Origin of the sequence: Pseudomonas sp. IB20 (genome assembly GCF_009707325.1) — a bacterium.
Lineage (GTDB): Bacteria > Pseudomonadota > Gammaproteobacteria > Pseudomonadales > Pseudomonadaceae > Aquipseudomonas.
In genome coordinates, this window is the sequence record NZ_CP046103.1 from 3,200,116 (window position 1) to 3,213,211 (window position 13,096).

11 protein-coding genes and 4 tRNA genes are annotated in these 13,096 nt (G+C 59.7%); 7 read left to right on the forward strand and 8 right to left on the reverse strand.

Going from position 1 to position 13,096, the window contains the following annotated elements; genetic code table 11:
• Positions 1–32: 32 nt before the first annotated feature.
• Positions 33–668 (reverse strand): ATP-dependent Clp endopeptidase proteolytic subunit ClpP, encoded by a 636-nt coding sequence (gene clpP, locus GJU48_RS14715; RefSeq protein WP_094951484.1) that lies wholly within the window; start codon positions 666–668, stop codon positions 33–35.
• Between the two features lie 91 nt (positions 669–759).
• Positions 760–2,070 carry a trigger factor gene (gene tig / locus GJU48_RS14720; protein WP_094951483.1) on the reverse strand — a complete coding sequence of 437 codons (1,311 nt, stop codon included), beginning with the start codon at positions 2,068–2,070 and terminating at the stop codon, positions 760–762.
• 144 nt (positions 2,071–2,214) lie between these two features.
• Here tig and GJU48_RS14725 point away from each other — a divergent pair, with 144 nt between their 5' ends.
• Entirely contained in the window at positions 2,215–2,580 is a 366-nt protein-coding gene (locus tag GJU48_RS14725; RefSeq protein WP_141240565.1) for a hypothetical protein, read from the forward strand.
• 57 nt (positions 2,581–2,637) lie between these two features.
• On the opposite strand, the gene GJU48_RS14730 is transcribed toward GJU48_RS14725, so the two are convergent.
• The 4 genes from GJU48_RS14730 to GJU48_RS14745 all read right to left on the reverse strand — a co-directional run bounded on the left by GJU48_RS14730 (position 2,638) and on the right by GJU48_RS14745 (position 3,117).
• Positions 2,638–2,713 (reverse strand) — tRNA-His (locus GJU48_RS14730).
• A 77-nt stretch (positions 2,714–2,790) separates the two neighbouring features.
• Positions 2,791–2,875 (reverse strand) — tRNA-Leu (locus GJU48_RS14735).
• A 57-nt stretch (positions 2,876–2,932) separates the two neighbouring features.
• A tRNA-His gene (locus GJU48_RS14740) sits at positions 2,933–3,008 on the reverse strand.
• A gap of 32 nt (positions 3,009–3,040) precedes the next feature.
• Positions 3,041–3,117: transfer RNA gene (locus GJU48_RS14745), tRNA-Arg, on the reverse strand.
• Positions 3,118–3,391: 274 nt separating this feature from the next.
• On the opposite strand from GJU48_RS14745, the gene folD reads away from it, so the two are divergent.
• A complete protein-coding gene (gene folD / locus GJU48_RS14750; protein ID WP_094951482.1) occupies positions 3,392–4,246 on the forward strand; it encodes a bifunctional methylenetetrahydrofolate dehydrogenase/methenyltetrahydrofolate cyclohydrolase FolD in 855 nt (284 codons plus the stop codon).
• Between the two features lie 209 nt (positions 4,247–4,455).
• On the forward strand, positions 4,456–5,379 hold the full coding sequence (pbpG, locus tag GJU48_RS14755; protein WP_094951481.1) for a D-alanyl-D-alanine endopeptidase: 924 nt from the start codon (positions 4,456–4,458) through the stop codon (positions 5,377–5,379).
• A gap of 136 nt (positions 5,380–5,515) precedes the next feature.
• Here pbpG and GJU48_RS14760 read toward each other — a convergent pair whose 3' ends face one another.
• Positions 5,516–6,178 (reverse strand): peptidase C39 family protein, encoded by a 663-nt coding sequence (locus GJU48_RS14760; protein WP_094951480.1) that lies wholly within the window; start codon positions 6,176–6,178, stop codon positions 5,516–5,518.
• Between the two features lie 211 nt (positions 6,179–6,389).
• Between GJU48_RS14760 and GJU48_RS24935 the strand changes: the two genes are divergently transcribed.
• A complete protein-coding gene (locus tag GJU48_RS24935) occupies positions 6,390–6,551 on the forward strand; it encodes a hypothetical protein (protein ID WP_176462951.1) in 162 nt (53 codons plus the stop codon).
• On the opposite strand, the gene GJU48_RS14765 is transcribed toward GJU48_RS24935, so the two are convergent.
• Positions 6,548–6,958 (reverse strand): PA0061/PA0062 family lipoprotein, encoded by a 411-nt coding sequence (locus GJU48_RS14765; RefSeq protein WP_094951479.1) that lies wholly within the window; start codon positions 6,956–6,958, stop codon positions 6,548–6,550. The two genes, GJU48_RS24935 and GJU48_RS14765, sit on opposite strands and share 4 nt — an antisense overlap.
• A 214-nt stretch (positions 6,959–7,172) precedes the next feature.
• On the opposite strand from GJU48_RS14765, the gene GJU48_RS14770 reads away from it, so the two are divergent.
• From GJU48_RS14770 to GJU48_RS14780, 3 genes are read left to right on the forward strand one after another with little or no spacing between them, the layout of a single operon-like run.
• The gene (locus GJU48_RS14770) at positions 7,173–10,394 is read left to right on the forward strand and encodes an efflux RND transporter permease subunit (protein WP_094951478.1); all 3,222 of its coding nucleotides are present in this window, start codon (positions 7,173–7,175) and stop codon (positions 10,392–10,394) included.
• Positions 10,384–11,550: an efflux RND transporter periplasmic adaptor subunit gene (locus tag GJU48_RS14775; RefSeq protein ID WP_094951477.1), complete on the forward strand. Its 1,167-nt coding sequence runs from the start codon at positions 10,384–10,386 to the stop codon at positions 11,548–11,550. Before GJU48_RS14770 ends, GJU48_RS14775 begins: the two co-directional genes overlap by 11 nt.
• Entirely contained in the window at positions 11,534–12,952 is a 1,419-nt protein-coding gene (locus tag GJU48_RS14780; protein ID WP_094951476.1) for an efflux transporter outer membrane subunit, read from the forward strand. Before GJU48_RS14775 ends, GJU48_RS14780 begins: the two co-directional genes overlap by 17 nt.
• Positions 12,953–13,096: the final 144 nt, after the last annotated feature.

Consider the following 13,096-nt stretch of genomic DNA (forward strand, 5'->3'; position numbering starts at 1 on the left):
ATGCCGACCAGCCCTATTTTGAGGTGCTTATATTAAGCGGGGCGCTTTTCGATCACTGCGTCGATCAACCCATAGTCGCGCGCAGCTTCGGCGCTCATGAAGTTGTCACGATTGGTGTCACGCTCGATTTCTTCCAGGGTGTGCCCGCTGTGCTTGGCCATCAATGTGTTGAGGCGCTCACGAATAAACAGGATTTCCTTGGCGTGAATCTCGATGTCCGACGCCTGGCCCTGGAAACCGCCCAGAGGCTGGTGAATCATCACGCGCGAGTTAGGCAGGCAGTAACGCTTGCCCTCGGCACCTGCGGTGAGCAGGAACGCGCCCATGCTGCAGGCCTGACCAATGCAGGTGGTCGATACGTTTGGCTTGATGAACTGCATGGTGTCGTAGATCGACATGCCCGCCGTTACCGAACCGCCCGGAGAGTTAATGTAAAGATGGATGTCCTTGTCCGGGTTTTCCGCTTCAAGGAACAGCAGTTGCGCGCAGATCAGGTTGGCCATGTAGTCCTCTACAGGGCCGACCAGAAAGATAACTCGCTCCTTGAGCAGGCGCGAGTAGATGTCATAGGCGCGTTCGCCACGAGCAGATTGCTCGACAACCATCGGGACCAGGCCGCCAGCGGCCTGGACATCAGAGTTCTGCTGAATATAGGAATTAAGGAACATGCTCTGCAGTTACTCCCAAATAGTCATGTCTTGAAAACGCATAAGCCAGCGCGAGGCTGGCTTATGGTTGTATTTCCAACGAGTTGGACAATCAGTCGGCTTGTGCTGCTTCCGCCGGTTTGACTGCTTCTTCGTAAGAGACCGCTTTATCGGTCACCTTAGCCTTCTGCAGAACAGTATCCACAACTTGTTCTTCAAGCACAACCGAACGCACTTCGTTCAGCTGCTGGTCGTTCTTGTAGTACCAAGCCACAACCTGCTCAGGCTCCTGGTAGGCCGAAGCCATTTCCTGGATCATTTCGCGAACACGGTCTTCGTCAGGCTTGAGGTCGAATTGCTTGACCACTTCAGCCACAACCAGGCCCAGCACAACGCGGCGCTTGGCTTGTTCTTCGAACAGCTCGGCCGGCAGTTGGTCAGGCTTGATGTTGCCACCGAACTGCTGAACCGCTTGAACGCGCAGGCGATCCACTTCGTTGGACAGCAGGGCCTTAGGCACTTCGATCGGGTTGGCGGCCAGCAGACCGTCCATGACCTGGTTCTTGACCTTGGACTTGATGGCCTGACGCAGCTCGCGCTCCATGTTCTTGCGAACTTCGGTGCGGAAGCCTTCGATACCGGTTTCCTTGATACCGAATTGAGCGAAGAACTCTTCGTTCAGTTCTGGCAGCTTAGGCTCGGACACACTGTTGACAGTCACAGTGAACTCGGCGACTTTACCAGCCAGGTCCAGGTTCTGGTAGTCAGCAGGGAACGTCAGGTTCAGAACGCGCTCTTCGCCGGCTTTGGCGCCAACCAGGCCATCTTCAAAGCCTGGGATCATACGGTTGGAACCCAGCACCAGCTGAGTGCCCTTGGCGGAGCCGCCAGCGAATACTTCGCCGTCAACCTTGCCAACGAAATCGATGTTCAGTTGGTCTTCGTTCTGGGCAGCGCGATCGGCCACTTCGAAACGCGTGTTCTGCTTGCGCAGGATTTCCAGCATGTTGTCCAGATCGGCATCCGCCACGTCAGCGCTCAGGCGCTCAACAGCGATGCCTTCGAAACCGGCAACGGTGAACTCTGGGAACACTTCGAATACAGCGACGTATTCCAGGTCTTTACCAGCTTCCAGAGACTTAGGCTCGATCGAAGGCGAGCCGGCTGGGTTCAGCTTGTGCTCGACAACCGCTTCATAGAAAGAAGCCTGGATCACGTCACCAATCGCTTCCTGACGCGCATCGGCACCAAAACGACGCTTGATTTCGCTCATTGGCACTTTGCCTGGACGGAAACCAGCGATTTTGGCCTTTTGGGCAGTCTGCTGCAGACGCTTGTTGACCGCAGTCTCAATACGCTCTGCCGGCACGGTGATGCTCAGGCGGCGCTCGATAGAAGTAGGTTTTTCAACAGAAACTTGCATGGATATTCCTCGTTGCACAGACGTTAGCCGGCCGTTTCCGACCCCAGAATCAAGGGCATGCATTCTAGTGGGTCAAACTCAAGAAGTCACCCTACTGAAAACGGGTGGAAAAACAGCAGACCATTTATAGGTTCAAGTGCACGCATGCACCTCATCCCGTTAGCAAATACAGCTCATCACGCCAGGGCTCTGCATCAACCCTTCTATATAGAAGGGCGTGGACACACACCCTCGGCGACCGGCCTTGCAGGCAAGGCCGTAGGGCACGGCAGCAGCATCGAGAAACACAAATACGACGAAACGCCCCACCCTCGAAACTCAAAACACTTAAACAAAAACGGCACAGCCCTTTTTCAGGTACTGCGCCGTTATTCGCTATTAAATAGCTGCACTGACCCTCATATAGCCTCGGATCAGTTCTACACGCTCAAAACCGGCGACGATTCTAACGCCAAGGCATTGAGAATGCTTGTTTTTTCTTGGCGTCAAGATCCACCGCACAAGCGATAGGAAATATCCGACACAAAAAAAAGCGCCAGATCATTGATCTGGCGCTTTTTAATAATATGGGGTGGACGAAGGGGATCGAACCCTCGACAACGGGAGTCACAATCCCGTGCTCTACCAACTGAGCTACGCCCACCATATTGCATTAACAAAGAACTCAAACATCTTCTTTGTTTAACCCTGCACCACCTGACGGCGGCACAACGTTTTAATTGGTGCGGATGAAGAGACTCGAACTCTTACGCCTCGCGGCGCTGGAACCTAAATCCAGTGTGTCTACCAATTCCACCACATCCGCGCTTGAAGCTCTTAAAGCAAAGGCGCCAGACGATTAATCTGGCGCCTTTTAAAAATATGGGGTGGACGAAGGGGATCGAACCCTCGACAACGGGAGTCACAATCCCGTGCTCTACCAACTGAGCTACGCCCACCATCTAGCGCTACTTGTGCCAAAGCTGCCTAATGGCGCACCCGGCAGGACTCGAACCTGCGACCATCCGCTTAGAAGGCGGATGCTCTATCCAGCTGAGCTACGGGCGCCTTATTAATCTGCACTCTTTGAAGATTACAAACTAAATGCTTCCAGCCTTGCAGTACAACAATTCTGCTCGACCTTCTTAACCAGTGCTAGGCTGTGCCCGACAAGTGCGACGAATAGTATAGAGGGCCTTGATACCCGTCAAATCTTTTTTGAAAAAACTGATTTTATTTAAGGGGTTAGGGCAATTTGCAGACCAAGCGCCTTTGCCCTCACGTCATGGCGTGCGAGAATGCGCGCACTTTTCTTCCCCCTCTCGATGGTTAATCACGCGTAATGACTGCACAACTTATCGACGGCAAATCAATCGCCGCCAGCCTGCGCCAGCAGATCGCCAAACGAGTCACCGAGCGTAGCCAGCAAGGCCTGCGCACGCCTGGCCTCGCGGTGATCCTGGTCGGCAGCGATCCTGCCTCTCAGGTTTATGTCTCGCACAAGCGTAAAGACTGTGAAGAGGTCGGCTTTATTTCCAAAGCCTACGACTTGCCTACAGGCACCACCCAGAAAGACTTGACCGACCTGATCGACGGCCTCAACGACAACCCGAGCATCGACGGCATCCTGCTGCAGCTGCCACTGCCCGAGCACCTCGATGCCTCCAAATTGCTGGAGCGCATCCGCCCGGACAAAGACGTCGACGGTTTCCATCCTTATAACGTCGGCCGCCTGGCCCAGCGTATCCCGCTGCTGCGCCCCTGCACGCCGAAAGGCATCATGACCCTGCTGGAAAGCACCGGCGTCGACTTGTACGGCCTCGATGCCGTGGTGGTGGGTGCCTCCAACATCGTGGGTCGCCCAATGGCCATGGAACTGCTGCTGGCCGGCTGCACCGTGACCGTCACCCACCGCTTCACCAAAGACCTGGCCGGCCACGTCGGCCGCGCCGACCTGGTAGTCGTCGCCGCCGGCAAACCCGGTTTGGTCAAAGGTGAGTGGATTAAAGAAGGCGCCATCGTCATCGACGTCGGCATCAATCGCCAGGAAGACGGCAAACTGGTCGGCGACGTCGTGTACGAAACCGCCCTGCCCCGCGCCGGCTGGATCACTCCAGTGCCAGGTGGTGTCGGCCCGATGACCCGCGCGTGCCTGTTGGAAAATACGCTGTATGCGGCAGAGACCCTACACGGCTAATAACCAGCGGTACTGAAAAAGCCCTGCCTTATCGCAGGGTTTTTTATTGCCCGCAAAAAAAACTGTTTTTTGTTAGTTTTTAAGCACTTTCGTCTGGTTCTAGAAGAACATTCGACAGTTCTTCATCCATACTCATAAAATGTAACGGCATTTTTCATATAACCCGTTTCCCAACGGTATTTCCTTACTATTTTAGCGAGTTCATCCGCGTGAAAATTCGTCTCTCTATCGTCAGCCTATTTTTTGCATTCACAGGCACCTTTGCGCACGCCGCCGAAACCACCCTGGCGCCGCGTGATACCTCCAAACTGCAAATCGCTTCCGGCAGCGCCATGCTGGTCGACCTGCAGACCAACAAAGTCATCTATTCCAGCAACCCCGACGTCGTGGTGCCGATCGCCTCGGTGAGCAAGCTGATGACCGGCCTGATCGTGCTGGAAGCCAAGCAGAACATGGACGAATACATCGACATCAACATCAAGGACACGCCGGAAATGAAAGGCGTGTTCTCCCGGGTGAAAATCGGCAGTGAAATGCCGCGCAAAGAAATGCTGCTGATTGCCCTGATGTCGTCGGAAAACCGCGCCGCCGCCAGCCTGGCCCACCACTACCCGGGCGGCTACCCAGCGTTTATCGCGGCGATGAACGCCAAGGCCAAGGCGCTGGGCATGACCAGCACGCACTATGTCGAGCCTACCGGCCTGTCGATTCACAACGTGTCCACCGCCCGTGACCTGAGCAAGTTGCTGGCCTATGCGCGCAAGTTTCCGATGCTGAGCCAGTTGAGCACCACCAAGGAAAAGACCGTGTCGTTCCGCAAGCCCAACTACACCTTGGGTTTCTCCAACACCGACCACCTGATCAACCGCAACAACTGGGATATCAAGCTGACCAAGACCGGTTTCACCAACCAAGCCGGCCACTGCCTGGTGCTGGTGACCAGCATGGGTAACCGTCCGGTGTCGCTGGTAATCCTGGATGCTTTCGGCAAGTTCACCCACTTTGCCGATGCCAGCCGCATTCGCAGCTGGGTCGAGACCGGCAAGGGCGGTTCGGTGCCGGACGTCGCACTGCGCTACAAGGCTGATAAGAACTTGAAGAATCGCCCGAATGCGGCGCAGGTAAGTCGCTAAAACAACGCAGATCTAATCTGGCAGCTGGCTTTTGTGGGAGCTGGCTTGCCTGCGATGGCATCAACTAGGTCCACCTGAAAAACCGAGTTGCCGGCATCGCGGGCAAGCCCGGCTCCCACACCAGCCCACTCGCACATTATTTTCTTTCCGCCAACACCTTGAGCGCCTGCGCCGCCGCCTGCTCCTGCCCGGCTTGCGCGGTAGCATTGGCTGCCTCGCGCCAGCGCTGCGCATCGACATTGGCCGGCAATTGGCTCGGGCGCTGGGTCAGGATTGCCCAGTGGCCGGCGCTCTTCCAGGCCGACTCAAAATCGCTGAAGCTCATCAACAGCCGCCGCTCCATGCCTGAGCGCAGCAGCACTGTACTTTTCTGCTGATTGAACCCCACCACCACGACGTAGCGCGTCCCGGACCAGACGCTCGGGTTGATCCGCGCCATCACCGGGTAACCCGCCGCCACCTGCGCCAGCACCGCCGTCAGCTGGGTATCCAGTGGATACACCATCAGCCCGTATTCACGCGCCAGCACCTGCATGTTGCGCTCAAGGTCCGCCTCGCCGCCCGGCAACTGCAGGGGCTTATCGAGCAAGCCGGGTGTCATCACAATGCCTTGTTGCGACAGCATGCTGGCTAACGCCGAGGGGCCACTCAGGTAAGCCTCGCTGCGAAAGGTCGGCACGCCATTGAGTTCGACACGCTCCGGCAGGCCCGCCAATTTCGAGGGGTGCCCGGAACACGCCGCGAGCCCCAGGGCGCACGCCAGCAGCAGGGAGGTTTTAACGTTCGACCGTAACCGCAATGTTTTACTCGCTTGATCAACTGCCGGTAAGGGCCCTGATCATAGGATGCTCAGCCACGCGGGTATAGCCCGAGGCGTTAGTAAAATGCGCTGGATAGAGCAAACAAGTTGGATGCACTCGACCATTGGTCAATAGCAGGCAACCGCCGGGTAGCTAGACTGTCCATTGAGAAGACTGTGTGTGCCCCGTGCGGGGCGAAAGGAGGCCCGAATGAGCCTTGCAACAACGATTTTCCTGTTGGTCTGCGGTTGGCTGGCGGTCGCCGGCGCCATGCTGTGGGGGGTCATGCGCGTGACCCGGCGGCACCATCACCCCCACGTCAACCCCTGCGCACCGGCCAAGCCGCATAAGGCCGCGGTGCACCATGCTTAGCCAGGCATGCAATTGAAGTCTCGAGTCGCCGCGACTTCCTTGCCGTGACCGTCCTTGAGGACGGCGCGCACGGTGGTGCCCAGGCTCGATTCAATCAATGTGTAGTGCTCACCGGCCTGGAAGTGCTTGTACTCGACCCGGCCCTGGCAGTCCTGCTGGTTATCGTCGCCCGGCTCTTCTTCGAATAACGTCACATCCAGACGATGATCCCCCGGCGTCACTTCAAAAAAGCGCCCGTCATCCACCCGCTTGCCATCCACGCGCTCGGCCATCAGGTCGTTCGGCGCCTCTTCTTTCAAACCAATCCACGCTTCGCTCGGGTCCGCTTTGGGGATGGGGCCGGCGCACGCCGACAACAACACAACAGCGCCGAGGGCGGGAATCAACAACAGGGGTTTCAGTGACATGGCAGGGCTCCAAAATTAACAATGTGCGGATCTCAAATGTGTCGCGTCCGATGGAGACAAGCTTGGAGAGCAGCCCTTTGTAGAACAAATGAATACATATGAAACGATCTTCAGCCGTTAACTAAATGTTCCTTCACCTGGCTGAAAGGCGCGTGTTAGGTGGGTCGGGCAAGACTGCCGGGGTTTGCAATTCTGCTCCCTCGGAGGTTCACGCATGCTCGGGCTGGTAAAGACCGCACTGCAAAAGCCGTACACGTTTATCGTGTTGGCCATATTCATCTGTATCGTCGGGCCGATGGCGGCCCTGAAAACCCCGACGGATGTTTTCCCCGACATCGGCATCCCAGTCGTCGCCGTGGTCTGGCAGTACAACGGCCTGTCGCCGGACGCCATGGCCGGTCGAGTGATCTACACCTACGAACGCTCCCTGAGCACCACCGTCAACGACATCGAACACATCGAATCGCAATCGCTGCCCGGCATGGGCATCGTTAAGATCTTCTTCCAGCCCGGCGTGGACATCCGCACCGCCAACGCGCAAGTGACCGCCGTGTCACAAACCGTGCTCAAGCAAATGCCACCGGGCATCACGCCGCCGCTGATCCTCAACTACAGCGCCTCCACGGTGCCGATCCTGCAAATGGCGTTCTCCAGCCCCAGCCTCTCGGAAGCCAAGATCCGCGACCTGGTGCAGAACAACATCCGCCTGCCGCTGAGCGCCCTGCCCGGCCTGGCCATGCCCACGCCCATGGGCGGCAAGCAGCGCCAGATCACCCTCGACCTCGACCCGCAAGCCCTGGCCGCCAAAGGCTTGTCGGCCCAAGACGTAGGCAACGCCCTGGCCCTGCAAAACCAGATCATCCCGGTGGGCACCGCCAAACTCGGCCCCTACGAATACACGATCCTGCTCAACAACAGCCCCAAGGCGATTGATGAGCTCAACGACCTGCCGATCAAGACCGTCGACGGCGCGCTGATCACCATCGGCCAAGTGGCCCACGTGCGTGACGGCTCGCCGCCACAGACCAATATCGTGCGCGTCGACGGCCACCGCGCGGTGCTGATGCCGGCGTTGAAAAACGGCAGCATCTCCACCTTGTCGATCATCGACGGTATCCATCAGATGCTGCCGCGCATCAACGAAACCCTGCCACCGTCGCTGAAGACCTCGCTGCTGGGTGACGCCTCGGTGTTCGTCAAACAATCGGTGGGCAGCGTGGCCCAAGAAGGCATCATCGCCGCACTGCTGACCAGTGCGATGATCCTGCTGTTCCTCGGCAGCTGGCGTTCCACCCTGATCATCGCCGCCTCAATTCCGCTGGCAGTGCTCTCGGCCATTGCGCTGCTGGCGGTCAGTGGGCAAACCCTCAACGTGATGACCCTCGGCGGGCTGGCGTTGGCGGTGGGGATTCTGGTGGACGATGCCACGGTCACCATCGAAAACATCAACTGGCACCTGGAACAAGGCAAGGCGGTGAAGACCGCGATCCTCGACGGCGCCGCGCAAATCGTCGGCCCGGCGTTCGTCTCGCTGCTGTGCATCTGCATCGTGTTCGTGCCGATGTTCCTGCTGCAAGGCATCGCCGGTTACCTGTTCCGGCCAATGGCCCTGGCCGTGATTTTTGCCATGGCCAGCTCGTTCATCCTCTCGCGCACCTTGGTGCCGACGCTGGCGATGTTCCTGCTCAAGCCGCACACACCGGAACCGGGCGCAGGGCACCACCCGGAAGATGAATTCATCAACCACCACGAGGGTGAGCAGCACAAAAAACCACGCAATGCCGTGCTGCAATCGGTGCTGAATTTTCAGCAAGGGTTCGAGCGCCACTTCTCGAATATCCGCGACACCTACCATGGCTTGCTGATGCTCGCGCTGGGCAATCGCAAGCGCTTTATCGTCGGCTTCCTGGCCTGCGTGCTCGCCTCGTTCCTGCTGTTGCCAAGCCTGGGCCAGGACTTTTTCCCGGCCACCGACGCCGGCGCCCTCGCCCTTCACGTGCGCCTGCCACTGGGCACGCGGATTGAAGAAAGCGCGGCGGCGTTCGACCGGATTGAAGCGCGGACTCGCGAAGTGATCCCCGCCGAAGAACTCGACACCATCGTCGACAATATCGGCATTCCGCTCAGCGGCATCGACATGGCCTACAGCAGCAGCGGCACCATCGGCCCGCAGGATGGCGACATTCAAGTCAGCCTGAAAAAGGACCACGCGCCCACCGCCGACTACGTGAAAAAACTGCGTGAAGCCTTGCCGGAAAGCTTCCCCGGCAGCCACTTCGCGTTCCTGCCGGCGGACATCAGCAGCCAGATCCTCAACTTCGGCGCGCCAGCCCCGCTGGACGTGAAAATCTCCGGGCGCAGCGATGCAGAAAACCGCGCCTATGCGGTGGAACTTGAACGTCGCTTGCAACACGTACCGGGCATTGCCGACCTGCGCATCCAGCAGTCCACCGGCTACCCATCGCTGCAAGTTAACGTCGACCGCATGCGCGCCAACGGCCTGGGTATCACCGAGCGGGACGTGACCAACAGCATGGTCGCCTCCCTTGCCGGCAGCTCGCAAACCGCCCCGACCTTCTGGCTCAACCCAGCCAACGGCGTGTCGTATTCGATCGTCGCGGCAACGCCGCAATACCGCCTCGACAGCCTGCCGTCGCTGGAAGCCCTGCCGGTTACCGGTGCCGATGGCCAGTCGCAGATCCTCGGCGGTGTGGCCACCATCTCTCGTGTGCAAAGCCCGGCGGTGGTGACCCACTACAACATCGAACCGACCCTGGACCTGTACGCCAACGTGCAAGGCCGCGACCTTGGCGGCGTAGCCCGCGACGTGCAAAAGGTGCTGGATGACACCGCCACCATGCGCCCCAAAGGTGCAGTGATCAGCCTGCATGGGCAGATCGATGCGCTGCATGAAGCCTTCAGTGGTTTGAGCTTCGGCTTGCTCGGCGCCGTGGTGCTGATCTACCTGCTGATCGTGGTCAACTTCCAGTCCTGGGCCGACCCGTTCGTGATCATCACTGCCTTGCCGGCGGCGCTGGCGGGGATCGTGTGGATGCTGTTCCTCAGCGGCACCTCGCTGTCGGTGCCCGCGCTGACCGGGGCCATCTTGTGCATGGGCGTGGCCACCGCCAACTCGATCCTGGTGGTGAGCTTCTGCCGTGAACGCCTGGCCGAACATGGCGACGCGTTGAAGGCCGCGATGGAAGCCGGCTACACCCGCTTCCGGCCGGTGTGCATGACGGCCCTGGCGATGATCATCGGCATGTTGCCGCTGGCCTTGTCCGAAGAGCAGAACTCACCCCTTGGCCGGGCGGTGATCGGCGGTTTGATCTTCGCCACCGTCGCCACCCTGTTATTTGTACCCGTGGTCTTCAGCCTGGTCCACGGTCGTCACCCTACTCGCGCAGCTGCTGGAGAAACTTCACATGTCGTCTGATCACACACCCTCGCGCAAGCGTCTGATGCTCATGGGTATCGGCGGCCTGACACTGGCCGCCCTGTTGGTCGCCAACGGCCTGCACGCCCGCACGATGCACGAACAATCGGTCACCGCCTGGACCGAGACCGCCGCCGTCCCGCAAGTGATGGTGTTCCAGCCGAAACAGAACGTGGCCGGCGACACTTTGCGCCTGCCCGCGCACCTTGAAGCCTGGAGCAAGGCGCCGATTCACGCCCGCGTCAGCGGCTACTTGAAAGACTGGAAAGCCGACATCGGCACCCAAGTCAAAGCCGGGCAAATCCTCGCCGAAATCGACACCCCGGACCTTGACCAGCAACTGGCGCAGACCCACGCGCGCCTGGTGCAGGAACAGGCCAACGCACGCCTGGCCGAGACCACCGCCACACGCTGGCAAAACCTGTTGGCCAGCCACTCGGTGTCGCGTCAGGAAGCCGATGAAAAAACCTCCAACGCCGCCGCTGCCAAAGCCAATGCCGAAGCGGCCGCGGCCGACTATGCACGGCTGTCGGCACTGGAAAGCTACAAGACCCTTCGCGCGCCATTCGCCGGCACCATCACCGCACGCAACACCGATATCGGTCAGTTGATTAAGGCCGACACCGACAGCGACCCGGAACTGTTCAACATCGCCGACACCCACCAGTTGCGTCTCTACGTGCCGGTGCCGCAGAACTACGCGGCGGTGATCCACCCAGGCTTGGAGGCTGAACTGACCGTGCCCGAACACCCCGGCGAGCACTTCAAGGCGCGCCTGATCGGCGACTCCACCGCCATCGACCGCCGCTCCGGCACGCTGCTCGCGCAGTTCGTCGTCGACAACCCCAACGGCGAGTTGCTGCCCGGTGATTACGCCGAAGCGACCTTGCCGATTCCGGCGGACACCCACGGCGTGAGTATCCCCGCCAGCGCGCTGATCTTCCGTGCCCAAGGCACCCAAGTCGCGGTGCTCGATACGCAGAACCACGTGCACCTGCAAGACATCCACATCGGCCTCGACCTCGGCGAACGCCTGGTGATCGACCAAGGCCTGAAACCCGCCGACCGCGTGGTCGACAACCCGCCGGACGCCCTGCGCGAAGGCGACCCCGTGCAACTGGCCGACGCCGGAGGTGTACATGCGCCCAAGGCTTAAACCCCTGGCGGCGTTGGTGCTGCTGCTATTGCAGGGCTGCTCAATGGCGCCCACCTACAAGGTGCCGTCGGTTGACCTGCCGGCGGGCTATCGCGAACAGACCAGCGACGGCCCGTGGCACAGCGCGCAACCCTGCGACCAACTCGCGCCCGAATGGTGGAAACTCTACAACGACTCGCACCTGAATGACCTGCAACAGCAGTTGCTCAAGGCCAACCCGGATTTGGCGGCGGCGCTGGCGCATTTCGATGCGTCCCAGGCGTATGCCAGCCAATTGCACGCGGGTTTGTTCCCGCAGATCACCGCCAGTGCACAGCCATTGCGCCAGCGGCAATCGGACTCGCGACCGCTGCGTGGGGACACGCAGCCGTCGGAGTACAACAGCAATACCGCCGGGTTTTCGTTGAGCTACGACTTGGACCTGTGGGGCAAGATCCGCAACCAGGTCGCGGCGGGTGACGCCCAAGCGCAAGCATCCGGCGATGATTTGGCCGTGGCGCGCCTGAGCCTGCAACATCAGTTGGCGACGCTGTATGTGCAGCTCAATGGGCTGGATGCGCAGAGCCGGATTCTCAACAGCTCGCTGGATGATTTCAGCCAGGCGTTGCAACTGACACGCAGCCGTTACGAAGGCCAGATTGCGTCTGAACTCGACCTGACCCGGGCGCAAAACCAACTGGCCGAAGCCAAGGCGCAACTGGATGAAGTGCGCGGGCAACGCAACCTCACCGAGCATGCCATTGGTGAGTTGGTGGGTGTGGCGGCCAGCAACTTCAGCGTGCCTGCGAGCCAACAGTTGATTGCGCTGCCGGGAATTCCTTCGCAGCTGCCGAGCCACCTGCTGCAACGCCGTCCGGACATTGCGGCGGCGGAACGGCGGGTGTTTGCCGCCAATGCCAATATCGGTGTGGCGAAGGCAGCGTGGTATCCGGACTTCAGCTTGACCGGGCTGATAGGCGGGCAGACGCAAGGGGTGGGTAACTTGCTGTCCGCCGGCAATCGGTATTGGGCGCTTGGGCCGTTGGTGAACTTGCCGATCTTTGATGGCGGGCGCTTGAGTGCCAATGAGCGTCAGGCCAAAGCCGAGTTTGAGGAGGCTTCGGCGCAGTACCGCAGCCATGTGCTCAAAGCCGTGCGCGAAGTGGAGGACAACCTGGCGCAGCTAAGGGATTTGCAGCAGCAAGCCCAGGATGAACAGGCGGCGGCGGATGCGGCGCAACATACGCAGTCGCTGGCGATGAATAGCTATCAAGCGGGGGCCGTGAGTTACCTCGACGTGGTGACCGCACAGACGGCGGCGTTGCAGGCGCAAAGGGCGTTGCAGGCCGTGCAGACGCGGCAGTTGCAGGCAAGCGTGGGGTTGGTGACGGCATTGGGCGGCGGTTGGCGCCCGAATGCGTGAACCACAAGCACTACCAACCACAGGCACGTCACTGCTGCTGCGGCCCTTGCCACAGACGGTGCCGCGGAGGACTATGCGCCCATGGCAAGGGTAGCGAAGCAGCGGCGAGGGATCAGTGGCAAAGTATTCAGATTTGGCCCATTT

Bases quoted from the DNA above. Each gene is read 5' to 3' on its own strand.
- GJU48_RS14765 (WP_094951479.1), bottom strand. From the start codon at position 6,958: ATGTCACTGAAACCCCTGTTGTTGATTCCCGCCCTCGGCGCTGTTGTG.
- GJU48_RS14780 (WP_094951476.1), top strand. From the start codon at position 11,534: ATGCGCCCAAGGCTTAAACCCCTGGCGGCGTTGGTGCTGCTGCTATTG.
- GJU48_RS14725 (WP_141240565.1), top strand. From the start codon at position 2,215: ATGCACCTCATCCCGTTAGCAAATACAGCTCATCACGCCAGGGCTCTG.
- GJU48_RS14775 (WP_094951477.1), top strand. From the start codon at position 10,384: ATGTCGTCTGATCACACACCCTCGCGCAAGCGTCTGATGCTCATGGGT.
- GJU48_RS24935 (WP_176462951.1), top strand. From the start codon at position 6,390: ATGAGCCTTGCAACAACGATTTTCCTGTTGGTCTGCGGTTGGCTGGCG.
- clpP (WP_094951484.1), bottom strand. From the start codon at position 668: ATGTTCCTTAATTCCTATATTCAGCAGAACTCTGATGTCCAGGCCGCT.
- folD (WP_094951482.1), top strand. From the start codon at position 3,392: ATGACTGCACAACTTATCGACGGCAAATCAATCGCCGCCAGCCTGCGC.
- tig (WP_094951483.1), bottom strand. From the start codon at position 2,070: ATGCAAGTTTCTGTTGAAAAACCTACTTCTATCGAGCGCCGCCTGAGC.
- GJU48_RS14770 (WP_094951478.1), top strand. From the start codon at position 7,173: ATGCTCGGGCTGGTAAAGACCGCACTGCAAAAGCCGTACACGTTTATC.